The organism is Mesorhizobium sp. P2_D1, assembly GCF_056404455.1.
Window position 1 is genome coordinate 41616 of the sequence record NZ_JBFUDZ010000030.1, and the last position, 23869, is coordinate 65484.

Here is a 23869-nt window from a genome sequence, read left to right on the forward strand (position 1 = left end):
AAAGCAGAGGAGGAGGACGCCATGACGGTTAAGGCAATTCTCGAGAAGAAAGGCCATGACGTGTTGACGCTCGGGCCGAACGAAAAGCTGAGCGAAGCCATCCGCATCCTGGCCGAACACAAGATTGGCGCGCTGGTCATCACCAATGGCGATCGCAAGATCGTCGGCATTCTTTCGGAGCGCGACATCGTGCGGGTGGTCGCCAGGGAAGGTGGAGCCGCGCTCGATATCGCCGTGCGCTCGGCGATGACGCCGAAGGTGAAGATCTGCAATGAGAACCACACCGTCAACGAGGTGATGGAGATCATGACCAAGGGCCGCTTCCGCCATCTGCCGGTGGAAAAGGACGGTATGCTCGATGGCATCGTGTCCATCGGCGACGTGGTCAAGCGCCGCATCGAGGACGTCGAGCGCGAGGCCGACGAGATCAGGGCCTACATCGCCACCGCTTGAGCGGTGAACGGAAACCGCCGGCCGGCGAACCGACCGGCGGAGCCGCGGTCTGGCTGTGGTCGATCCCGGTCGGGTTCGAGGCGGCTGAAAAGGCCAGGTTGTGGCTTTACGCTTGTCTCTTTTGGCGGTTTGCACTAGCGAATGACTTCCACGTTCGACGTGAAATTCACGTTCAAATGTGAGTTCAGTCACCGCAAGTCGCAGGCCATCATGACCCTCATCGACACCCGTACCCCCGATGCAAAACGCCTGATCCCCGGCGCCACTGGCGACTGGGAGATCATCATCGGGCTCGAGGTCCACGCTCAGATCACCTCGGAGGCAAAGCTATTTTCCGGCGCCTCGACCGCCTTCGGTGCAGCGCCCAATGCCAATGTCAGCCTCGTCGATGCGGCCATGCCGGGCATGCTGCCTGTCATCAACGAGGAATGCGTCAAGCAGGCGATCCGCACCGGCCTTGGCCTGAAGGCGCAGATCAACCACAAGTCCGTCTTCGACCGGAAGAACTATTTCTATCCGGACCTGCCACAGGGCTATCAGATCTCACAGTTCAAGCAGCCGATCGTGGGCGAGGGCACGGTGACCGTCTCGGTCGGTCCGGACCGCCAGGGCGAGTTCGAGGACATCGAGGTCGGCATCGAGCGCCTGCACCTGGAGCAGGATGCCGGCAAGTCGATGCACGACCAGCATCCGACCATGTCCTATGTCGACCTCAACCGCTCCGGCGTGGCGCTGATGGAGATCGTCTCCAAGCCGGACATGCGCTCGGCCGATGAAGCCAAGGCCTATGTCACCAAGCTGCGGACCATCGTGCGCTATCTCGGCACCTGCGACGGCAACATGGATGAAGGCTCGATGCGCGCCGACGTCAACGTTTCTGTGCGCAAGCCGGGCGGCGAGTTCGGCACACGCTGCGAGATCAAGAACGTCAACTCGATCCGCTTCATCGGCCAGGCCATCGATTATGAGGCACGCCGGCAGATCGCTATTCTCGAGGATGGCGGCAAGATCGACCAGGAAACGCGGCTGTTCGACGCCGTCAAGGGCGAGACGCGCTCGATGCGCACCAAGGAAGAGGCGCACGACTACCGCTATTTCCCCGATCCCGACCTTTTGCCGCTGGAGTTCGATCAGGCCTATGTCGACGCGCTGGCTGGGAAATTGCCGGAATTGCCGGACGACAAGAAGGCGCGGCTGATCGCTTCGCTCGGCCTGTCGACCTATGATGCGTCGATCCTGGTCTCGGAAAAGCCGATTGCCGACTATTTCGAGAAGGTGGCCGCCGGCCGCGACGGCAAGCTTGCCGCCAACTGGGTCATCAACGACCTGCTCGGGCAATTGAACAAGGCTGGCAAGGATATTGAAAACGCTCCGGTTTCGCCCGACCAACTCGGCGCGGTCATCGATCTGATCAAGGATGGCACCATTTCCGGCAAGATCGCCAAGGACCTGTTCGAGATCGTCTGGACCGAGGGTGGCGATCCGCGCCAGCTGGTCGAAAGCCGTGGCATGAAGCAGGTCACCGACACCGGCGCCATCGAGAAGGCCGTGGATGAGGTGATCGCCGCCAACCCCGACAAGGTCGAACAGGCCCGCGCCAAGCCGAGCATGGCCGGCTGGTTCGTCGGCCAGGTGATGAAGGCGACCGGCGGCAAGGCCAACCCGCAAGCCGTCAACGACCTCGTCAAGGCCAAGCTCGGCATCGCGGATCAATGAGCGGAGACGCGAAGCCCGGCAACCCGGCTAGCGTCTCGTCGGCCCTTTTGATTGCCGGCGCCGTGCTGCTTTTTGTCGGCACGTCGCTGCATCCGATGCATGAAGACCCGAATGACGCGCTTGCCGCCTTCGGTGAATATGCCGCCGACCACATCTGGTTGTTCAGCCACATGGCACAGCTTGCCGGCGTCCTGTCGATGGTTGCAGGCCTGGTGCTGATCCTTGGCCGTCTGTCGGACGGGCCGCCACGCGGCTGGGCTCTTCTGACGATCCTATTCGGCGCGGCGTCGCTGGCGGCGGCAGCTGCCCTGCAGGCCGTCGACGGCATTGCGCTGAAAGCGGTGGTCAATGCATGGGCCGCCGCCGATGCGGCGACAAAGCCATCGCTGTTCAGCGCCGCCTTCGCCGTACGCCAGATCGAAGTGGGTTTTGCCGCGATCAGCGCCATGCTGCTTGGCTTGACGGTTCTGCTTGCCAATGTCGCCCTGCGCCAGGCCAAGCGCTGTCCATTGTGGCTGTCGTTGCTCGGCGGCGTCGGCGCCGTGGGTGTTCTGGTCGGTGGATCCGCGACCGCTGCAACCGGTTTCTCCGGCACCGCCATGGCGGCCAACATGCCGGGCAGCATGGTGCTTCTCGTCTGGGTGGTGCTGCTTGCCGTGGTCGACTTCCGGCGCAAGCCGGTCGCAACATAGGGGGGAGAACCATGTTCGTTCGCACCGCCGGGGAACGCGACCTTGCCGCAGTGCGTGCGCTGCTGGTCGAAACCTGGCATGCGACCTATGACGCAATCTACGGCGCTGCCAAGGTGACCGAGATCACCGACGACTGGCACTCGATTTCCTCGCTGCGGTCGCGGTTGACGCGGCCGAACTCGGAATTCCTGGTGGCCGATGACGGCAAGCGGATCGGCGGCATGGCTTTTGCCGAAGGCGCCGAAATGATCATGCTCAAGCAGCTCTACGTGCTGCCCGGCCTGCAGGGGCGAGGCATCGGCGGCATGCTGCTCGATGAGGTCATCGAAAGCTTCCCAGAGGCCCGCGCCATCCGTCTGGAGGTGGAGGAACAGAACATCCGAGCCATCGCCTTCTACGAGGCAAACGGCTTCTTGCGATCCGCCGATGTCGGCGAACAAGCAGGTGCCTTGGGGCATCCGACGCTCGTCTACATCAAGACTCTTGCTGGCTGACGTATCTGCCGGCGTATCTCGATCACCTTCGCGCGAGCACCACGACAAAGCCCTATTTTCGTTTGACGGCTTGAAAGTCCCGCAGCAAAGCTCCTTCAGCTGACCCTGCTGGAAGCCGGAACAGACGGACGCTTGTGTTGGGCGGCGTTGGGGGGATTTTCATGCCGAGCTTACCGGAACTGATGCCGACACAGGTGTCGGACGAAACCTTTGGCGGCGTCACCTATCATATCGCCGGCGAACTGGTGCCCGTGCTTTCGGTCGATGTGACGCGCATGCCGGTCTATTTCGAGCATCACATCCTGCTGTGGAAGAACTCGACCATCAACATCGGCCTGAAATCGCTGAAGGGTGCGCTGAAGCGCATGATGGCCGGCATGCAGATCTTCGTCACCGAAGCGTCCGGAGCAGGGATCATTGCCTTCAGCCGCGATGGGCCCGGCCATATCGTGCCGATCCATCTCAGGCGTGGCGAGGAGATCCAGGTGCGCGAGCACCAGTTTCTCGCCGCCACCGGCAATGTCGAGTACACTTTCGAGCGCGTGCGCGGCCTGGCGACGATGCTGTTTGGCCAGAGCGGCTTCTTCATCGATCGCTTTCGCGGCGATGCCGGCGATGGCATCGTCTGGCTGCACGGCTACGGCAACGTCTTCGAGAAAACGCTCGCCGCCGGCGAAACCATCGACATCGAGCCCGGCGGCTGGCTGTTCAAGGATGTCTCGGTCAGGATGGAGACCAAGATCGATCGCCTGTCGAGCGGCTTCTTCGGCGCCAACATGAATTTCATCGTCAACCGCTTCACCGGGCCGGGCCGGGTCGGCATCCAGTCGATGTATCTGCACATGCCGACCGAGGAATAGGCGGCGATCAGATGGTTCGCGATCTTCGCAGGTTTGGGGGCATGGCTCCGGCGCGGGAGCCGGGGCGACCTGCGCTGACATCACGCTCCACCGGCATTGCTGGCCGTCATCGGTTCCGCATACGGCCATGCGTCATCTCGGCGTTTGCTGCGCCGGCTCACGACGGATATGCAGGAACATGACCAAACTGTCCCGCATTGCAGCGCTGGTGCTGCTCGCCATCATCATTTTCTCAACCCTGTCGCCGATCCAGATGCGGCCACACATAGCCGAGGCGAATGTTGAGCGCGCCTTGGCTTATGTGCTCTTGGGCTTCGTCCTGGCGCTCGGCTTCCCCAACCGCCTGTATCAAGCTGCGATTTTCGTGATTGTGACCGCCGGCGTCCTGGAACTGCTTCAGATCATTGATCCTGGTCGCCACGCGCGGTTTGCCGATGCACTCGTGAAAGCATCAGCCGGAATTGTTGGGATCTTTGTGGGGCAACTGTTCGTCAGGCCCAGCGGACGAATGGGAGAGAGGTAGGCGCGCGGCAGCTACCCGCGGCGCTAGGTGGAGCGAACGTCCACATTGTCGATCAGCCTCGTCTTGCCGAGCCAGGCGGCCGCAAGCACGCGTCCTTCACGGTCGCGACGCCATGGCGCGAGCGTCAGGCTTTCACGGGCCTCGACGTAGTCGACCTTGCGGAAGCCGGCTGCGACCAGGGCACGGCTAGCCTCCGCGGTTGCGTCGTTTTGGTCGGCACCTGCCGTCAAAGCCACCGCCGTGTCGCGTAATATCGCATTGAGTTGGCGGGCGATCTTGAGTTCGGCTTCATCAAGATAGGCATTGCGTGACGACATGGCGAGACCTTGTGCGTCGCGGATCGTCGGTGCACCGATGATCTCGACCGGCAGGTCGAGGTCGCGGCAGAGCTGCCTGACGACGCAAAGTTGCTGGTAGTCCTTCTCGCCGAAGATCGCGCAGTCAGGCGTTGCCTGCAGGAAGAGCTTTGCCACGACGGTGGCGACACCGTCGAAAAACGTTGGCCGAAAGTCCGATTCGAGCCCGGCGGAGGGGCCGCCGACCGAGATCCTGGTAGCAAAGCCGGCGGGATACATCTCGCCAACCGTCGGTGTGAAGGCAAGGTCGGCCTTGGCCGCTTTCAGCCGATCGAGGTCGTGGGCGAGCTGGCGCGGGTACTTGTCGAGGTCTTCCGTCGGCGCGAACTGCGTCGGATTGACGAAGATCGACACGACACAGCGATCGGCCCTTTCGAGTGCGATCCTGACCAGCGAGATGTGCCCGTCATGCAATGCGCCCATGGTCGGCACCATGGCGATACGAAGGCCGTCGCGCCGCCAGTCGCGGAGCTGCGCGCGCAGTGCGGCAACGCTGTCGACGATGACAAGCCGGCTCATGCGTCATCCCCGTGCTTTGTCGCCGAAAAGACGTGGCCGGGGCCGGGAAATGTCCGGCTTCGCACCTCCGCAGCGTAGCGTTCGGCGGCGTGTGAGATGACGCTGCGCAGGTCGGCATATTCCTTGACGAATTTCGGCACGCGGTCGACGGTCAGCCCGACCATGTCGTCGATGACCAGGATCTGGCCGTCGCAGTCGCTGCTGGCGCCGATGCCGATGGTTGGAATGGCGATGCGGCGGGTGATGTCGGCGGCGACGGTCTCGACCGTGCCTTCGATGACCACCGAGAACGCACCGGCGCTTTCGACCGCGAGTGCGTCGCGAACCAAGGCCGCGACGGCCTCCTCGGTGCGGCCCTTGATCTTGTAGCCGCCGTCTTTCTCGACAGATTGCGGCTGCAGGCCGATATGTCCCATCACCGGAATGCCGGCAGAGACGATCGCGGCGATCTGCCTGGCCATGTCGACGCCGCCTTCGAGTTTCACCGCCTGGCAGCCGGTTTCGTCGATCATCCGCCGCGCCGATGCAACGGCTAGCGCCGTCGAATCCTCATAGGTGCCGGCCGGCATGTCGACGACGACGCAGGCCTTTGCCGCGCCGCGCATCACCGCTTGCCCGTGCGCGATCATCATCTCAAGCGAGGCGCCTAGCGTCGTCTCGTGGCCGTGCAGCACCATGGCGACGCTGTCGCCGACCAGGAGCAGGTCGACATGGTCGTCGAGCAGGCGGGCGATGGGATAGGTGTAAGCGGTGAGGCAGACAATCGGTGTGCCGCCCTTGCGGCGCCGAATCGCGTTTGCGCTGATGCGAATGTCGGTGGTCGGCATTTCCGTGGCCAATCGTCACCTCCGTCAGCCTGCAGCGGGTTGGATACCGGCTGGGCGCGCAAAGCTTTAGAAAGACCGCAATGGCTTGGCAAGCGTGCATCTTGCGGTCGAGGGGATCACGGGCTTGTGTCGGGTTTCCGGCAAGCCATTTGCGCGCACCTTGCGGCAAAACCCTTGCCTTCCCGAAGGCCTGACGCCATAAGCAGGAAACGGGCGCTGCCGGCGCGAGGGTTCTGAGATGAAGACTTTCCTTACGCAGTTTTTCACCTGGTGGAACAGCCAGACGCTGGGAACGCGCCTGCACACCTGGCGGCACGGCAAGAAGGTCGGCCAGGACGAGACAGGCAATGTCTACTACGAAGGCGGCATCGATTCGGAGGGCCGCACGCGCCGCTGGGTCATCTACCGGAATTATTCGGAAGCCTCCGCGATACCGCCCGGCTGGCATGGCTGGATGCATCACCGTGTCGATGTCGCGCCCGCCAGCGAGACCTACAAGCCCCGCGACTGGCAGAAGCCGCATCAGCCCAATCTGACCGGCACCCCGGCGGCCTACCGCCCGAAAGGCTCGGTGTTGACCAATCAGCATCGCCCGCAGGTCACGGGTGACTATGACGCTTGGACACCGGGGTCGTAACGGTCCCCGGCTTGTAATGGCGCAAGGTGCAGGCCGGTCCTTTATCGCCACAATTGGTGTTTAGCTGCTTGCTGATCAGAAAACGGCGACTAGCCTTGGCGATCCACAGAATCACCCGGGCGCGAACCACCGGTACCCCTAGATGAGCTTTTTCAACCGAATATCGACCGGCGGCCTGACGCTAGTCGCCAGTCTTGCCGTCAGCACCGCGGCCTTTGCCGCTTCGCCTGAACCGGCACCCGCTGCACCGGCGCCGGCGGCGCCCGCTGGATCGGACCGGGTCACCAATCCCATCGCCGAGTTTGCCGGCATCGACAAGATCACCGGCCGCATCATCACCTTCGATGTCTATATCGACGAGACAGTGCAGTTCGGTGCTTTGCAGGTCACGCCGCGCGTCTGCTATTCGCGGCCACAGACCGAAGAGCCAAAGACCGATTCCTTCGTCGAAGTCGACGAGATCACGCTCGACCGAAAGATCCGCCGCATCTTCACCGGCTGGATGTTTGCCGAAAGCCCTGGCCTCAACGCCGTCGAACATGCCGTCTATGACGTCTGGCTAAAGGAATGCAAGCAGAAGTCGGATGTGCCGGCGCCCGACGCCGCCAAGGCTGACGCGACCAAAGCCGACGCGTCGAAGTCTGCCGCGGCCAAGCCGAAGCCTGCCGCCACTCCGGACGTGGTACAGCCCGATGCCACGGAGCCGGCTATCACGGAACCGGATACCACGGAACCGGATACCACCGAAGCCAACTGATCCTCTGGAACCGTCGTGGCCACCATGCGTTGGACCACGGACGACCGCGCATTCATGCGCATGGAGGATATTCCGATGTCAGACAGCAAGCGGATCACCGCCGGCAAGGCGGAATTGCTCGAACTCGAAAAAGGGTTCTGGACGGGTGACGCGGCCTACTACGCGGCCAATGCCRACACCGAGTGCCTGGTGGCGTTTCCGCAGATGGCACAGGCCATGGACAATGCCGATCTCGCCAAGACCGCAACCAAGCCCAACCGTTGGCGCGATCTCGACATCGAGCTCAAGGGAATAATTGAGCCGGGCAGCGATATCGTCATGCTGACCTACGAGGCGCATGCTACGCGTGAGAACGGCGAGCCCTACGCGGCGCTGGTCAGTACCGGCTACGTCCATCGCGTCAATGGCTGGAAGATGATGTTCCATTCGCAGACGCCGCTGGAAGCCGCGGCCGGGAAGTAAGAGGCCGATCGTCAGGGGTAGAATACGGCCTCGCCCTTGAGCGCGTCGGCCAGCATTTTCTCGTATTTTCCGCGCGGCACGTCGACCGCGCCGAAGCGCTTGAGGTGCTCGGTGGTGAATTGCGTATCAAGCAGAGAGAAGTTGCGCGCCTTCAACCGCTCGACGAGATAATAAAGGCAGGTCTTGGAAGCATCCGTCTCCCTGGCGAACATGCTTTCGCCAAAGAACACCCGGCCAAGCGATACGCCGTAGAGGCCGCCGACCAGCCGGTCCTCGCGCCAAGCCTCGACCGAATGACAATGCCCTATCCGGTGCAACTGGACATAGGCTTCGCGGATCGGCGCATTGATCCAGGTCGAGCGGCGCTCCTCGCGCCTTTCGGCGCAGCCGTCGATCGTCGCTTCGAAATCGAAATCGAAACGGATGTCGAAAGGATGCTTCTTGATTGTTTTCCTGAGGCTTTTCGGCGTGTGAAAACCGTCAAGCGGGATGATGCCGCGCGTTTCCGGCCGCACCCAGAACACCTCCGGATCGCTGGCACTTTCGGCCATCGGGAACACGCCCGAGGCGTAGGCCTTGAGCAAAAGGTCGGTCGGGATGCGATAGCCGGGCGCGAAGGGGCGGGTCATCGCGTCCCCGGACTACTCTTCCTTGGCCAGATATTTTTCCAGCCAGTGGATATCATAGTCGCCATTGGCGATGTCGGCATTGCCGACGAGATCGCGAAACAGCGGCAACGTCGTCTTGATGCCGTCGACGACGAATTCATCCAGCGCGCGGCGCAGCCGCATCATGCACTCGACGCGGTTGCGCCCATGCACGATCAGCTTGCCGATCAGGCTGTCGTAGTAGGGCGGGATCTTGTAGCCGGAATAGACGCCGGAATCGACGCGGATGCCGAGACCGCCCGGCGTATGGAAGTGGGTGATCGTGCCGGGCGAGGGGGTGAAGGTGCGCGGATCCTCGGCGTTTATACGGCATTCGATGGCGTGGCCGTTGAACTTGATGTCTTCCTGCTTGACCGAAAGTCCGCCCCCCGAGGCCACGCGGATCTGCTCGTGCACGAGGTCGATGCCGGTGATCGCTTCGGTCACCGGATGCTCGACCTGCAGGCGCGTGTTCATCTCGATGAAATAGAACTCGCCATTCTCGTAGAGGAACTCGATCGTGCCGGCGCCTGAATAGCCGAGGTCGGCGATCGCCCTGGCGCAGACGCCGCCGATGCGCGCACGCTCCTCGGCATTGAGGGCCGGCGAGGGCGCCTCTTCCCAGACCTTCTGGTGCCGGCGCTGCAGCGAACAATCGCGCTCGCCGAAATGCACGCCGCGGCCAAAACCGTCACCGAACACCTGCACCTCGATGTGGCGCGGCTTCTCCAGGTATTTCTCGATGTAGACGGCATCGTCGCCAAAGGCGGCACCGGCCTCCGAGCGCGCCGTCTGCAGGGCGACCTCGAGGTCGGCTTCGGTATGCGCCACCTTCATGCCGCGTCCGCCGCCGCCGGCCGACGCCTTGATGATCACGGGATAGCCGATCTCGCCGGCAATGCGCTTGGCCTCTTTTTCATCGGTGACCGCACCATCCGAACCGGGCACCACCGGAATGCCGAGCCGTTTTGCGGTGCGCTTGGCCTCGATCTTGTCGCCCATGATGCGGATATGGTCGCCGGACGGGCCGATGAAGGTGATGTTGTGGGCGGCGAGGATGTCGGCGAACTTGGCGTTTTCCGACAGGAAGCCATAGCCCGGATGCACCGCATCGGCGCCAGTGATCTCGCAGGCCGCGACGATCTGATGGATGTTGAGGTAGCTGTCGCGCGATGGCGGTGGCCCGATGCAGACGCTTTCGTCGGCGAGCCGAACATGCATGGCATCGGCGTCGGCGGTCGAATGCACCACCACCGTCTGGATGCCGAGTTCCTTGCAGGCACGCAGCACCCGAAGCGCGATTTCGCCGCGATTGGCGATGAGGATCTTCTGGAACATCCGGCCCGCTCTACTCGATCACGACGAGCGGCATGCCGTATTCGACCGGCGTCGCATCCTCGAACAGGATCGCCGTCACCGTGCCGGAGCGCGGCGAAGGAATCTGGTTCATCGTCTTCATCGCCTCTATGATCAGCAGCGTCTGGCCTTCCTTGACCTTCTGGCCGACTTCGATGAACGCCTTCGCGTCGGGCGATGGCGCCAGATAGGCGGTCCCGACCATCGGCGAGGTGATCGCGTTCTTCGCCACGTCGACCACTGCCGGGGCTGCCGCGGCAATGGGCTGGGCGGCTGACGGTGCATAGGCCGGCTGCGGTGCCGCGATCGCGTGCACGGCCGGGGCCTGCCGCGAAACACGCACCTTCAGGTCGCCCAGTTCAACCTCAATTTCGGTGAGGTTGGTGTCGTTCAGTATGCCCGCCAGATCGCGGATCAGCTGCTGGTCAACACCGGTATTCTTTATCGACATTTTCGAGCCTTCTGTTTGTTGGCCGGTCATAGGCGTGCGGCCAGCGCCTGCAGGGCCAGCGTGTAGCCGAGCGGCCCAAAGCCACAGATCATGCCGACGGCAACCGGCGCGACCATGGACACGTGGCGGAATGGTTCCCGCGCATGGATGTTGGAAAGATGGACTTCGGCGACGGGCAGCGGCGCGATGGCGCGGATGGCGTCGTGGATGGCGATCGAGGTGTGGCTGTAGGCGCCTGGATTGATGACGATTCCGGCGGCCTTGTCGCCGGCTTCCTGGATCCAGTCGACAAGGTCGCCCTCGTGATTCGACTGGCGGAAATCGATCTCGAGCCCAAGTGCTGTGCCGGCCTGTTTGCAGTCCTCGGCGATCGCGGCAAGCGTCTTGCCGCCATAGATGCCCGGCTCGCGCTTGCCGAGCGCGTTGAGATTGGGACCGTTCAGGACGAAAACCGTTTTCAAAAAAGCCGACCTTTCCCGGCGCCGACATCAAGCCGGCGCGCTGGGCCCTCTATAATGGGCATAGACGCCTGCGAAAAGAGCGCAAGTGCGTTCTTTCACTGTCCACAACGCGCGGAATGTGCCCGTGAGAATGCGCTCGTGAGCAAGATCAGAGCGCGGCTTTCGCCGCCTCGATCTTTTCAGCCAGCACTTCCTGTCCAAGCGCCCCGAACACCACCTCGTTGCCGACCACATAAGACGGCGTTCCGGTGATCGCCAGCTTGTTGGCAAGATCGTAGGTCTTGGAGAAGGCCTCGTTGATCGACGGGTCCTTCATCTTCTCGCGCAGCGTCGCCTCGTCGGCGCCGAGCGAAAGCGCGATCTTGATCGCCGCCGCCTCGGTGGCGCGTCCCTGGCCGCCGAGCAGTGCGTTGTGGAACTCGCCATACTTTTCCGGCTTCATCAGGTGGAACGCCATCGAAACCACGCTCGCCTTCTGCGAATCCGGTCCGAGGATCGGGAATTCCTTGAGCACGAAGCGCAGGTCCGGATCGGACTTGGTCAGCGCCCGCATGTCGTCGATGGCGCGTTTGCAGAAGCCGCAATTGTAGTCGTAGAACTCGACGATGGTGACCTTGCCGTTCGGGTTGCCGACGACGCCGTCGAAGGCCGAGTTGAAGATCTGGTCCTTGGCATCCTTGATGACACCCATATGGGCGATGCGCTGCTCTTCCTTCTGCTTGGCTTCGAGCGCGTCCTGAACCTCCAGAAGCACTTCCGGGTTCTTCAACAGATAGTCGCGGATGATGCCTTCGACCTCGGTGCGGTCGATCTTGGTGTCGGCCGCCGCCGTCTGGGCCGGCTGCGCCGTACCAGCCTTGGCAATCTGTGGGTTTCCGGCCACGAATCCGAAAGCCAGCATGGCCAGGGCGGCCACGGCCCCCGTGGTGCCCAGCAGCAGTGCCTTTTTCATCGTTCCTGTTCCTTCTACCTGTTTTTCCGGCCCGGTTCGTCTGACTGTGTCGCAGCGTGCCGCCGGAAGGTTCACTTGATCTTGGTCGATGGTGCGTAGTTTATGATGTCTTGGGCGCGAAGCCAGCGCGGTTCGCCGCGCTTCATCTGCTGCTGTGCCCGCATGGCGAAGATCTTAGCATCCTTATAGTTGCCGGAATAGAAATGACCTTCGGCGGTGGCAAGTTCTGCGCCCGGTATGTCACTCAGTTCGCCATAGGCCTGTGCAAGGTAGCGGTAACCGGCCGCATTTTCCTTGTCTCGCTGGAGACCATTGTTGATCTGCACGACGGCTTTCTTGAGGGATTCAGGCGTACCGACGGCCATCAGCGCCTGGCCAAGGGAGACAGGCAGCAATCCCGACCGCGCCGGGTCGAGGCTGACTGCCTTGGCATAGGCATCCGCGGCCTCCTTGGGCTTGTTCGCCTTCATCAGGATGTCGCCGCGCAGTTCCTGGAAATAAGCGTTCTTCGGCTGCGCCTTGATCAGTGCATTGGTCTTGGCGAGCGCGGTGGCGATGTTGCCGAACAGGTACGTCGACTCGGCATCGCCATATTGTGCGGCAAGGCTGCCGGGCATCTTGCGCATCAGCCGCGCCAACCCCGCCTGGCCTTCCATATAGACGGCAATCTTCATGCGCATCATGTCGTGCCGCTGCTGCAGCGCCGGCGGGTCGACCTTGTCGACATTGGGGCTCTGTTTCACCAGCACTTCGAGATTGGCGATGCGGTCCTGCGGCATCGGATGGCTGATCCGGTAGGGATCGACCTGGGCGCCCGACAGCGACAGCGCCGTCTGGAAACGGTGGAACGTCTTCAGCATGCCCATGCCGGACTGGCCGGTGGCGTTGAGATAGGTGATCGCCGAGCGGTCGGCGGTTATCTCCTCGGTGCGCTGATAGGCGAGGATGCTTCGCTGCGCCATCTCGCCGCCGCCCGCCGCCATGCCGATACCGGCGCCGGCAAGGCCGCGGCTGTTGGTGGTGGCACCGGCGACCATGGCGCCTGCCCCTAGCAATGTGGCGATGATGGCCATCGTCTTGGCACGTTCGAGCTGTTCGCGCAGCTTCTGCTGGTGGCCGCCGGCGATATGGCCGGCTTCGTGGGCAATGACGCCGATGATCTCGTTGGGTGTCTCGGCCGTCATCAGGGCGCCGGTGTTGATGAACAGCCGGCGCCCGGTGACGAAAGCGTTGAAACTCTGGTCGTTGACCAGCACGATGTCGATGCCGTCGTTCGCCAGTCCTGCCGCCTTGAAGATCGGCCGCGCATAGTCGCGCACCAGCGCCTCGATCTCGGCGTCGCGTACCACAGGCACGTTCTGGGCGAAGGCGCTGACCGAATCCGCCAACGCGACGGCAACGCCAAGCGAAAGCGTCGCAAAGACGCGCGCTGTTCGGGCAATCGTCGATCTGGGTCGGCTCAACATGATGGTTCCACTGGTAGACGAGCGGGCGAAAGATGAAAAGTCGGCGCCGGAAACTTCCTCAACTTGTGATCCTCACATCAATCGGGCATTTGTGCGGCGCATGCGCCCGAGTTTGGCGCCTTCAACCATCGGGAATACTGGTTAAATGGTCGTTTCGCTCTCACGTCGTGGCAATGTCGAGCCCTTCCATGCTATGGACATTCTGGCCGAGGCAAACCGCCTGAAGGCCCAGGGCGTACCGGTCGTTTCCATGGCCGTCGGCCAGCCCTCCGACCCTGCGCCGATCGGCGTTCGCGCGGCGGCGGCCAAGGCCTTGCAGGACGGACGCATCGGCTACACCGACACGCTCGGCCTCGCCGCGCTGCGCAAGGCGATCGCCGAACACTACGCCGATCACTATGGCCTCGATATTTCACCGAGCCGGATCGCGGTGACCACCGGATCGTCGGCCGCCTTCAACCTTGCCTTCCTGGCGATGTTCGATCCGGGCGACCGCGTCGCCATCGCCGCGCCCGGCTATCCCGCCTATCGTAACATCATGGCCGCGCTCGGCATCGACGTGGTCGAGATCGAGCTCGGCGACGCCGCCTACCTGCATGCCGGCCATCTGGATACCGCGCACCGCGAAAAGCCGCTGAAAGGCGTGCTGTTTGCTAGTCCGGCCAATCCGACCGGCGCGGTGATACCGGCCGATGAACTGGCAGCCCTGGTGAGGACGGCGCAGGAGCTCGATATCGCCGTGATTTCCGACGAGATCTATCATCGGCTCGCCTATGGCGCCCCCGACACCACCGCACTTGCCTATGGCGGCGACGTGACGGTGATCAATTCCTTCTCGAAATATTATTGCATGACCGGCTGGCGCATCGGCTGGATGGTGTTGCCCGAAGAACTGGTGCGGCCGGTCGAGCGCGTCGCCCAAAGCCTCTACATCTCGCCGCCGGAACTGTCGCAGATCGCCGCGATCGAGGCGTTCAAGGCGACTGAGGAGCTGGAAGCGGTGAAAGGCCGCTACGCCTGGAATCGCGAGCTGTTGATGAAACGCCTGCCGGAACTCGGCTTTCCGCTGGCGGCGCCGATGGACGGCGCCTTCTATGCCTTTTGCCATGTCACCAGGCACACCAACGACAGCATGGCCTTCGCGCGAAAGATGCTGGCGCAGGCACATGTCGCGGCGACGCCCGGCCGCGACTTCGACACCCAGGCGGGGCACCGCACGATGCGTTTCTCCTATGCCGGCAGCCACGACGAGATGGTCGAGGCGATGGCGCGCATTGAACGCTGGTTGAGGTAGCACCATGCCGGAACTCGAACAGGCGCTCGCCGAAGTCGCCGCCGAAATGGCCGAACGCACCGATCGCGGCGATGTTGCCACCTACATTCCGCAGCTCGGCAAGGTCGATCCCAAGAAGTTCGGCATTGCCGCCGTCACCAATGACGGCCGCGTGCTGATGGCGGGTGACGCCGATCAGGCCTTTTCGATCCAGAGCATCTCGAAAGTGTTCACCCTGACGCTGGCGCTCGGCAATGTCGGCGATGCGCTGTGGCAGCGGGTCGGACGCGAGCCGTCGGGCAATCCGTTCAACTCGATCGTCCAGCTCGAGCATGAGAACGGCATCCCGCGCAATCCGTTCATCAATGCCGGCGCCATCGTCGTTTCCGACATCCTGCTTGCCGGTCACCAGCCGCGCGAGGCTATCGGCGAAATCCTGCGCTTCATCCAGTTCCTGGCCGACGACGAGACCATCATCATCGACCGCGAGGTCGCGGCCTCCGAACGCGCCACCGGCTATCGCAACTTTGCGCTTGCCAACTACATGAAATCCTTCGGCAATCTCAACCATGCGCCGGAGCTGGCGCTGGGTGTCTATTTCCACCACTGCGCCATCGCCATGAGCTGCCGGCAATTGGCGCTTGCCGGCCGCTTCCTCGCCAATGGCGGCAAGAACCCGGCGACCGGGCATTCCGTTGTGTCGGCCGAACGGGCGCGCCGCATCGGCGCCATGATGCTGACCTGCGGCCATTATGACGGCTCGGGCGACTTTGCCTTCCGCGTCGGCATTCCCGGCAAGAGCGGCGTCGGCGGCGGCATACTGGGCATCGTGCCGGGCGTAGCCTCGCTCGCCGTCTGGTCGCCCGGCCTCAACGCCAACGGCAATTCCAAGCTGGGCTCGATCGCGCTGGAAAAGCTGGCCAGGATGATGAACTGGTCGATCTTCGCGCCGTAGAGCGGTCTATTGTTCACGGAAACGCCGCTCGACCGATAAACTTCATGCCCACCGGGTAAATCTGCAAAAATTGCCTTGACTACAGTAATGTCGTCCGTTCTTGTTGGTGACGACTGCAAATGGGTAGCACCAGTCCTTGAACAAGACGGGTCCCCTGACGCAGTCTTCTGTTTCAAACCCTGTCTGCAGCGAAAGAGAACGAGTCATGCCCATCGGACGCGTAGGACAGGAATTCATCGTCAATTCGACGGCAACGGGCGGTCAGTTTGGCCCCGCGATCACGGCGCTGTCCGACGGCCGCTTCGTGGACACCTGGATGTCCTATGACCCCGGCGATGGCGATGGCTTGTGCATCCGTGCCCGCCTCTACAACGCCGACGGTTCAGCGGCCGGCAACGACTTCATCGTCAATTCGACAGCAACGGGCGATCAGTATAGCCCTGCAATCACGGCGCTGGACGGCGGCCGCTTTGTGGCCACCTGGCAGTCAGAAGATCACGGCGACGGCATCGGCAATTGTATCCGCGCCCGAATCTACAACGCGGACGGTACGGCGGCCGGCAACGACTTCATCGTCAATTCGGCGGCAACGAGTGGCGGGAATTCCCCCGATATCACGGCGCTGGCCGATGGCCGCTTCGTGGCCACCTGGGAGTCCTATGACCTCGGCGATGGCAGTAGCATCCGCGGCAGTTACATCTACGCCCGCCTCTATAACGCCGACGGTTCTGCGGCCGGCAACGACTTCATCGTCAATTCGACGACAGCAACATACACCGAGTTTGTCCCCGCGATCACGGCGCTGGCCGATGGCCGCTTCGTGGCCACCTGGCAGTCCTACGACASCGGCGACGGTAGCGSCAACKGCATCCGYGCCCGYSTCTACAACGCCRACGGTTCKGCGGYTGGCAAYGACTTCATCGTCAATTCGACGATAACCGACGGCCAGCTTAGCCCCGCGATCACGGCGCTGGTCGACGGCCGCTTTGTGGCCACCTGGTATTCCTATGATGCCGGCGACGGCGATAGTAGCTGCATCCGCGCCCGCGTCTACAACGCCGACGGTTCAGCGGCCGGCAGCGACTTCATCGTCAATTCGACGGTAGCGGACAGCCAGTTTAACCCGGCAATCACGGCGCTGGCCGACGGCCGCCTCGTGTTCACCTGGGATTCCTATGATAGTGGCGACGGCAACGGCGCTTGCGTCCGCGCCGCGATCTTCGATCCTACCATCTTTGTCGGCACCGCCGCCGATGACAGCTGGCAAGGCAGCAATGTCTTCGGCGACCACATCAATGGCGGCGACGGCAACGACACGCTGTCGGGCCTTGGCGGCAATGATACGATCAGCGGCGATGCCGGCGCCGATCTGATGAGCGGCGGCACTGGCAACGACACCTACTTTGTCGACAATGCCGGCGATCACGTGATCGAGGCCAATGGCCAGGGCACCGACAATGTGCAGAGCTACGTCTCCTTCAACCTTTCCGGCCAGGAGATCGAAAACCTGGCGCTGAGAGGCTCAGGCAACATCAACGGCACCGGCAACCCGTTCGCCAATGTGATCACAGGCAACTCCGGCAACAACGTCATCGACGGGCTAGGCGGTGCCGATACGATGAGCGGAGCGCAAGGCAACGACACCTACTTCGTCGACAATGCCGGGGATATCGTCGATGAGAACACGCCCGGCGCCAACGGCACCGATATCGTCAATGGCTACATCTCGATCAACCTTGGCGATGCCGCCCACTTCAAGGGCAATATCGAGGATGTCGCGCTGCTCGGCGCGGCCTCGATCAACGCCACCGGCAATAGCCTGGCCAACACGCTGACCGGCAATTCCGGCAACAACGTACTGGATGGCATGGGTGGCGCCGACACGATGAGAGGCGCTCAGGGCAACGACAGCTACTATGTCGACAATGCGGGCGATATCGTCAGTGAGAGCACCGCCGGCGCCAACGGCACCGATACCGTCAACGGCTACATCTCGATCAACCTTGGCGACGGCAACCATTTCACGGGCAATATCGAGAACGTCGCGCTGCTCGGTGCGGCCTCGATCAACGCCACCGGCAACAGCCTGGCCAACACGCTGACCGGTAATTCCGGCAACAATGTGCTGGACGGCAAAGGTGGCGCCGACACGATGATCGGGGCTCAGGGCAATGATGGCTACTATGTCGACAATGCCGGCGATATCGTCAGTGAAAGCACTGCCGGCGCCAACGGCACCGACACCGTCAATGGCTTTGTTTCGATCAACCTTGGCGATGGCAACCACTTCACGGGCAACATCGAGGACGTCGCACTGCGCAGCGCGGCCTCGATCAACGCCGCCGGCAACAGCCTGGCCAATACGCTGACCGGCAATTCCGGTAACAACGTGCTGGACGGCAGGGGCGGCAACGACACGATGTCCGGCAGCACCGGCCAGGACATCTTCGTCTTCACCACGGCGCTCAATGCCTCGACCAATGTCGACCACATCACCGACTTCTCGGTGGGCGATGACACCATCCGGGTCGATAACGCCATCTTTGCCGCGCTTGGCGGCAACGGCACGCTGACAGCCGACCAGTTCGTCAAGAACACCACCGGCCTTGCCGGTGACGGCAACGACCACCTCATCTACGAGACCGACACCGGCTGGCTCTATTATGACAGCAACGGCAGTGCCGCTGGCGGCTCGACCCATTTCGCCACACTGGCCGCAAACCTGGCGCTGACTAACGCCGATTTCGTCGTGATGTGAGGTCAGCAGGCACTTCGGTTTCGATCCGTCGACGCAACTTCGCGACCAGCCGGAACGCCAGATATGAAAAATCCCGCGCCGTCTTTCGACTGGCGCGGGATTCTTTTTTGTCAAGAAATCAAGTCAAGCGGCTGAAAGGTTTAGAAAAAGCCCTTCCGCTGCCACCATCCGGCGCGCTTGGGCTTGTCCTCGGTCTTGGCCGCCGGTTCGTCGGCAACCGTCGAAGACACCACCGGCACGACCGGCGCATCCACGGCCGCCGGCTTGCGCCGTGACGGGCGGACCTTCGGCGTCTCCTCGACAGTCGCTGCCGCTGCCTCGTCGGATGCAGTGGCCGGCGTCTCGGCCGGTGCTTCCGCGACCGCTTCGGCAGCAGGCGGCTCCTCGGCGACGACCTCGGCCGCGGCCTTCTTCGGCTTGGCGGCACGACGTGGCTTCTTCGGCTTTTCCGGGCTCGGCGCGTCGTCATTGGCCGGAGCAAGCGCCACCGGCTCTTCGGCCGGTTCGGCAACTACCGGCTCACTGGAGACCGTCACGCTTTCCGCCACTTCACTGTCGAGTGCTTCGACCGTTTCGCCAGTGCTTGCCTCGGCCTCGCCTTCACCGTCTTCGCGACGGTTGCGCTTGCCGCCGCGCTTGCCACGCCGGCGCTTCTTGCCTTGGCCTTCATCCGAAGCCTCAACTGTCTCGGACGTTTCAGCAACACCGAGAGGAGCGTCGTCGTCTGTTTCCGCCTCGCCGTCGCTGGCAGTGGCTGCCGAGCCGGAGAACTCAGCGACCGGTGCGGAGACTGAAGACCCGTCCGCGGGTGCGCCGTGTTCGCGGTCGCGGTCCTTGCCGCCACGACGCCGCCGGCGCTTGCGGCGCTTGCGGTCACGGCCTTCGCCTTCTTCGCCACCGGCGGCAGGCCGTGGCTGTTGTTGCTGCGGCTGCTGCTGGCGTGGCTGCTCAGCCTGTACCGGCGCCTCGTCGTCTTCCTCGATGACGACGATCTCGTCCTCGGGCTCATCCGGCTCGACATAGGCCGGCAGGCTGCGCACCTCGACAAAGCCTTCCGGCTTTTCCGCCAACGCGCCGCGGAAGATCGCATAGTGCTGCGCGCCAACCGAATCGTCGGCCTCCACGGTGATGGTCAGGCCGAAGCGGCTTTCCAGTTCCACCAGCGTGCCGCGCTTGTGGTTGAGCACGTAGAGCGCGGTCGCCGCCGGCGTCCGCACCGTGATGTGGCTACGCGAATCCTTGAGCAGGAATTCCTCGATCGCCCGCACCACCATCAACGCAACCGACGAATCGGACCGCACATGGCCGGTGCCGCCGCAATGCGGGCAGGGCTTCATGGTCGATTCCAGCACGCTGGCGCGGATGCGCTGGCGTGACATTTCCATCAGGCCGAAATGCGAGATGCGGCCGACCTGGATGCGCGCACGGTCGTTCTTGAGGTGATCCTTCAACCGCTTCTCGACGGAGCGGTTGTTGCGGTTCTCCTCCATGTCGATGAAGTCGATAACGATCAGGCCGGCGAGATCGCGCAGCCTGAGCTGGCGGGCGACTTCCTCGGCCGCTTCCAGGTTGGTGTGGAGTGCCGTGTCCTCGATCGAGTGCTCCTTGGTGGAACGGCCCGAATTGACGTCGATGGCGACCAGAGCCTCGGTCTGGTTGATGATGATGTAGCCGCCGCTCTTCAGCGTCACTTGCGGCTGCAGCATGCGGTCGAGCTGCGCCTCGATGCCGTTGCGCACGAAGATCGGCGTCGTGTCGCGGAACGGCTGAACCACCTTGGCGTGGCTCGGCATCAGCATGCGCATGAAGTCCTTGGCTTCGCGGTAGCCTTCCTCGCCGGAGACAAGGATCTCGTCGATATCCTTGTTGTAGAGGTCGCGCACCGAACGCTTGATCAGGCTGCCTTCCTCATAGACCAGGGCAGGGGCCGTCGATTGCAAGGTGAGACTGCGGACATTTTCCCAAAGTCGCATCAGATACTCGTAGTCGCGCTTGATCTCGGCCTTGGTGCGGCTCTCGCCGGCGGTGCGCAGAATGACACCCATGCCCTGCGGCACTTCGAGATCGGCAACGACCTCCTTGAGGCGCTTGCGGTCGACCGCACTGGTGATCTTGCGCGAAATGCCGCCGCCGCGCGCCGTGTTCGGCATCAGCACCGAATAGCGGCCGGCAAGCGACAGGTAGGTGGTGAGGGCAGCACCCTTGTTGCCGCGCTCTTCCTTGACGACCTGCACCAGCAGGATCTGGCGGCGCTTGATCACTTCCTGGATCTTGTACTGGCGGCGCACCGGCTTGCGGCGGTTGCGCACTTCTTCCAGCGCATCCTCGGCGCCAACCGATTCGACCTCGTGGTCGTCCGGGTGCGAGGATTGCACCTCCTCGAGCATGCCGCGATCATTGTCGCCTGACGACGCTTCGCTGCCTTCTGCTTGCGGGACGGCTTCGGAAATCACATCGGCTTCGACCGAGGCGGCGATCGACGTCGGGCCGCCGTTGCGCGTTTCGGTTTCGTCCTGCTCGGCAGAACCTTCGTCATGCCCGGACGCATCGGCATGTTCGGAAGTATCGGCATATTCGGGTGTATCGACATGTTCGGACGCATCGGCCGCGTGTTCGATGATCTCGGAAGTGTGAGAGATCTCCTCGACAACGACATCGCCGCCATTGTCGCCGCCTTCGCCTGCCTCGCCGGAGCCTTCGCCCTCGCCGGCAGCGCCTGCGTCGCGCCTGTGTTCACTACGGTCGCGGCTCTTGCCACCGCGCCGGCGTCCGCGCCGCCCGCGATCGCGGCTCTGGCGATCATCGCCGTCGCCATCCTCGTCCTCCTCGTCTTCGGCCTCCTGCGCTTCGGCGCGCAGCAGTGCCTGACGGTCGGCGACCGGAATCTGGTAGTAGTCGGGGTGTATTTCACTGAAGGCGAGGAAACCGTGACGGTTGCCGCCATATTCGACAAAGGCCGCCTGAAGGGAGGGCTCTACGCGCGTTACGCGGGCTAGGTAGATGTTTCCTTTGAGCTGCTTCTTGTCCTGGGATTCAAAGTCGAATTCTTCAATACGGTTACCGCGAACGACGACAACGCGTGTTTCCTCCGGGTGGGAGGCGTCTATCAGCATTTTGTTGGGCATTATTTCGTTTCCCCCCGGCAGCCGTCAGCCGCAGCTTGCGAGGCAAAGCCCGCTGCTGCGTGTCTGGAATGTGGGTGCCGGATAATTGAACGTCCGCCGGCCGCCGCTTGAGCGCCATGGCGGTGCCGCCCGCAGCCATAATGGCGCGGTTTGATGCGGACCTTTCCATGATTGCGCTTGAAGCCATCGTCACCAGCAGAACCTTTTGAACCAAAGCCCGGACGAACCGGACCAGCTTGTTTGCTCATACAGAGCCGGCGCGGGAACAAACCCGGCCGTTTTCCTCACGCAGGCGATTCCCCCCGCCACGGGCGCACACCTGCGAAATTTCGTCGCGATCACCTGAACCCTTTTCGCATGAAACGAAAGGAGCCGCCTTTCATCTAACCCTGTAGCAGGAAGCTGCGGAGGAGGGCGGTTCCAGGATTGCAGTGATCCAGTATCGCTTTTATGATTTGGCGGGGTGGAAGGCAACCCCGATTTCCGATGCCGGCAAAAAGCAGTTCCGTAACGTAAGAACAGGCTCCGACCCTTGCATGAAAAGGCTTGGTTAACCTTCTCTGGATACCAATCGTTAATCGAGTTCGCGGCCTAACCGGCACTTCGACGAAACGACGGGCGCCTGGCGCCAAACCGGGAGCGACTGGAAGACAGATGGGACTGGCAGACTTCACAGACAAGGGATGTCGTGTTGGCGGCCGGATCATCGGTGCCTTCTGCCTCTTGCTGTTGCTGGCGATCTCTTCCGCCTCGTCCTCCGTTGCCAATGCCGCCGACGCACCGCTGGTGGCAAAAGGCTACAAGATGGCGGGCGATGCCACCAAGATGCGCATCGTCATGGATTTCGACCGCGAACCCGATGTCAAATGGTTCCTGCTGCGCGGTCCTAATCGCCTTGTCATCGATCTTGCGAATACGCGATTCGCCATTAACGCCAAGGACTTGAAGGCGCGCGGCCTGGTCAGGGGCGTGCGCCTGGGCGCGCTTGGCGAGGGCGTTTCGCGGCTGATCCTCACCGGCAAGGGACCGTTCGCCGTCGACAAGCTCGATGTGCTCAAGAACGAGGACGGAACCGGCTACCGCATCGCCATCGACATCTCGGCAGCGTCCGCTCGCGAGTTCGACGCGGCACTTGCCAATCAGGCGCTGACCACCGGATCGACGGTCTCGACCGACAAGGGGGCGCGGGTCGGCACCGGACCGGTGTCCAATCCGGGCCATCGCTTCACTGTCGTCATCGATCCAGGCCATGGCGGCATCGACGGCGGCGCCGAGGGCCTGAACGGCACCATCGAGAAGAACGTCACGCTCGCCTTCGCCACCGAGTTGCGCGACAAGCTGGCGGCCGTCGGTAACTACGATGTGTTCATGACGCGCGATACCGACGAGTTCCTGCGGCTGGATGATCGCGTGCGCATTGCCCGGCAGCACGAGGCCGATTTGCTGATTTCCATTCATGCCGACACGATCAGTGTCAAAGGCATTCGCGGCGCCACCGTCTACACCGTTTCCGACAAGGCTTCGGATCCCGAGGCGCAGGCGCTTGCCGACCGCGAAAATCTCTCCGACCAGTTCGCCGGCATGGAAATCAAGAACGACAGCAAGGAAGTCACCGACATCCTGATCGACCTGATCCGCCGCGAAACGCACAATTTCTCGATGAGCTTCGCCCACACGTTGGTCGGCCAGCTTTCGACCAGCGTCGGCCTCATCAACAATCCGCAGCGTTCGGCGGGGTTCAAGGTGCTGAAAGCACCCGACGTGCCATCCGTGCTGGTCGAACTGGGTTATCTCTCGAATGCCAAGGACGAGGCGCAGCTGCTCAACGCCGACTGGCGCGGCAAGGCGGCTCAGAGTATAACCAATGCCGTCGCACTTTTCGCGTCAGCCAAGACCGGAGCCGGAACCGGGGGCTGACATGCTCGGCGTCGCCCACAACCAGGGGCAGCGTTGCGCGGCGACAACAGCTGTTGCCTTTATTTACGGCCTGCGGTCACGAATTCAGGCATTGCCGTATTTTGTCCACATGGTGGCGACATGAGTTTTCGATTGCGGATTGGGACCGGCTCGAAAGCTTGCGCGGAAGGCGGCTTCGTTTAGGAAATTCCCGAACCAAGGACTGGAGCGGG

General features: G+C 62.7%; 22 protein-coding genes. 13 read left to right on the forward strand and 9 right to left on the reverse strand.

Annotated features, from left to right (window positions below):
* Positions 1–21 precede the first annotated feature (21 nt).
* From AC1D0I_RS20940 to AC1D0I_RS20965, 6 genes are all read left to right on the forward strand, one after another.
* Complete coding sequence (locus AC1D0I_RS20940; protein WP_184870665.1) at positions 22–453, forward strand: CBS domain-containing protein; 432 nt, start codon at positions 22–24, stop codon at positions 451–453.
* A gap of 210 nt (positions 454–663) precedes the next feature.
* Positions 664–2169, forward strand: a complete 1506-nt coding sequence (gatB, locus tag AC1D0I_RS20945; protein WP_477228603.1) for an Asp-tRNA(Asn)/Glu-tRNA(Gln) amidotransferase subunit GatB — start codon at positions 664–666, stop codon at positions 2167–2169.
* A complete protein-coding gene (locus AC1D0I_RS20950; RefSeq protein ID WP_477397422.1) occupies positions 2166–2861 on the forward strand; it encodes a hypothetical protein in 696 nt (231 codons plus the stop codon). Before gatB ends, AC1D0I_RS20950 begins: the two co-directional genes overlap by 4 nt.
* A gap of 11 nt (positions 2862–2872) precedes the next feature.
* The gene (locus tag AC1D0I_RS20955; RefSeq protein ID WP_477397424.1) at positions 2873–3355 is read left to right on the forward strand and encodes an N-acetyltransferase family protein; all 483 of its coding nucleotides are present in this window, start codon (positions 2873–2875) and stop codon (positions 3353–3355) included.
* A gap of 161 nt (positions 3356–3516) precedes the next feature.
* The gene (locus tag AC1D0I_RS20960; RefSeq protein WP_095090716.1) at positions 3517–4215 is read left to right on the forward strand and encodes an AIM24 family protein; all 699 of its coding nucleotides are present in this window, start codon (positions 3517–3519) and stop codon (positions 4213–4215) included.
* Positions 4216–4393: 178 nt separating this feature from the next.
* The gene (locus tag AC1D0I_RS20965; protein ID WP_477397426.1) at positions 4394–4738 is read left to right on the forward strand and encodes a VanZ family protein; all 345 of its coding nucleotides are present in this window, start codon (positions 4394–4396) and stop codon (positions 4736–4738) included.
* Between the two features lie 23 nt (positions 4739–4761).
* Here the strand turns inward: AC1D0I_RS20965 and panC are convergent, their stop codons facing one another.
* Together panC and panB are read right to left on the reverse strand one after the other, a co-directional pair.
* Positions 4762–5613, reverse strand: a complete 852-nt coding sequence (panC, locus tag AC1D0I_RS20970; protein WP_477397428.1) for a pantoate--beta-alanine ligase — start codon at positions 5611–5613, stop codon at positions 4762–4764.
* Positions 5610–6440: a 3-methyl-2-oxobutanoate hydroxymethyltransferase gene (panB, locus tag AC1D0I_RS20975; RefSeq protein WP_477397461.1), complete on the reverse strand. Its 831-nt coding sequence runs from the start codon at positions 6438–6440 to the stop codon at positions 5610–5612. Before panB ends, panC begins: the two co-directional genes overlap by 4 nt.
* A 238-nt stretch (positions 6441–6678) precedes the next feature.
* Between panB and AC1D0I_RS20980 the strand changes: the two genes are divergently transcribed.
* From AC1D0I_RS20980 to AC1D0I_RS20990, 3 genes are all read left to right on the forward strand, one after another.
* Entirely contained in the window at positions 6679–7077 is a 399-nt protein-coding gene (locus tag AC1D0I_RS20980) for an NADH:ubiquinone oxidoreductase subunit NDUFA12 (RefSeq protein WP_095090713.1), read from the forward strand.
* Positions 7078–7219: 142 nt separating this feature from the next.
* Positions 7220–7834 carry a DUF2155 domain-containing protein gene (locus tag AC1D0I_RS20985; RefSeq protein WP_477397430.1) on the forward strand — a complete coding sequence of 205 codons (615 nt, stop codon included), beginning with the start codon at positions 7220–7222 and terminating at the stop codon, positions 7832–7834.
* 75 nt (positions 7835–7909) lie between these two features.
* On the forward strand, positions 7910–8296 hold the full coding sequence (locus tag AC1D0I_RS20990; RefSeq protein ID WP_477397432.1) for a hypothetical protein: 387 nt from the start codon (positions 7910–7912) through the stop codon (positions 8294–8296).
* A gap of 11 nt (positions 8297–8307) precedes the next feature.
* Here AC1D0I_RS20990 and aat read toward each other — a convergent pair whose 3' ends face one another.
* From aat to AC1D0I_RS21020, 6 genes are all read right to left on the reverse strand, one after another.
* The gene (gene aat, locus AC1D0I_RS20995) at positions 8308–8925 is read right to left on the reverse strand and encodes a leucyl/phenylalanyl-tRNA--protein transferase (protein WP_477397434.1); all 618 of its coding nucleotides are present in this window, start codon (positions 8923–8925) and stop codon (positions 8308–8310) included.
* Positions 8926–8937: 12 nt separating this feature from the next.
* Positions 8938–10281, reverse strand: coding sequence for an acetyl-CoA carboxylase biotin carboxylase subunit (accC, locus tag AC1D0I_RS21000; protein ID WP_477397436.1), 1344 nt, complete (start codon positions 10279–10281; stop codon positions 8938–8940).
* Between the two features lie 10 nt (positions 10282–10291).
* Positions 10292–10750, reverse strand: coding sequence for an acetyl-CoA carboxylase biotin carboxyl carrier protein (gene accB, locus AC1D0I_RS21005; protein WP_477397438.1), 459 nt, complete (start codon positions 10748–10750; stop codon positions 10292–10294).
* 26 nt (positions 10751–10776) lie between these two features.
* The gene (gene aroQ / locus AC1D0I_RS21010; RefSeq protein WP_095090709.1) at positions 10777–11211 is read right to left on the reverse strand and encodes a type II 3-dehydroquinate dehydratase; all 435 of its coding nucleotides are present in this window, start codon (positions 11209–11211) and stop codon (positions 10777–10779) included.
* 148 nt (positions 11212–11359) lie between these two features.
* Positions 11360–12163, reverse strand: coding sequence for a DsbA family protein (locus tag AC1D0I_RS21015; protein WP_477397440.1), 804 nt, complete (start codon positions 12161–12163; stop codon positions 11360–11362).
* A 71-nt stretch (positions 12164–12234) separates the two neighbouring features.
* Complete coding sequence (locus AC1D0I_RS21020) at positions 12235–13629, reverse strand: M48 family metalloprotease (protein WP_477397441.1); 1395 nt, start codon at positions 13627–13629, stop codon at positions 12235–12237.
* A 145-nt stretch (positions 13630–13774) separates the two neighbouring features.
* Here AC1D0I_RS21020 and AC1D0I_RS21025 point away from each other — a divergent pair, with 145 nt between their 5' ends.
* From AC1D0I_RS21025 to AC1D0I_RS21035, 3 genes are all read left to right on the forward strand, one after another.
* Positions 13775–14923 (forward strand): pyridoxal phosphate-dependent aminotransferase, encoded by a 1149-nt coding sequence (locus tag AC1D0I_RS21025; protein ID WP_477397443.1) that lies wholly within the window; start codon positions 13775–13777, stop codon positions 14921–14923.
* A gap of 4 nt (positions 14924–14927) precedes the next feature.
* Positions 14928–15857 carry a glutaminase gene (locus AC1D0I_RS21030; RefSeq protein ID WP_477397445.1) on the forward strand — a complete coding sequence of 310 codons (930 nt, stop codon included), beginning with the start codon at positions 14928–14930 and terminating at the stop codon, positions 15855–15857.
* Between the two features lie 205 nt (positions 15858–16062).
* Positions 16063–18615 carry a beta strand repeat-containing protein gene (locus AC1D0I_RS21035; protein WP_477397447.1) on the forward strand — a complete coding sequence of 851 codons (2553 nt, stop codon included), beginning with the start codon at positions 16063–16065 and terminating at the stop codon, positions 18613–18615.
* Between the two features lie 140 nt (positions 18616–18755).
* Here AC1D0I_RS21035 and AC1D0I_RS21040 read toward each other — a convergent pair whose 3' ends face one another.
* On the reverse strand, positions 18756–21740 hold the full coding sequence (locus AC1D0I_RS21040) for an Rne/Rng family ribonuclease (RefSeq protein WP_477397449.1): 2985 nt from the start codon (positions 21738–21740) through the stop codon (positions 18756–18758).
* 654 nt (positions 21741–22394) lie between these two features.
* Between AC1D0I_RS21040 and AC1D0I_RS21045 the strand changes: the two genes are divergently transcribed.
* Positions 22395–23657, forward strand: coding sequence for an N-acetylmuramoyl-L-alanine amidase (locus AC1D0I_RS21045; RefSeq protein WP_477397451.1), 1263 nt, complete (start codon positions 22395–22397; stop codon positions 23655–23657).
* Positions 23658–23869 lie beyond the last annotated feature (212 nt).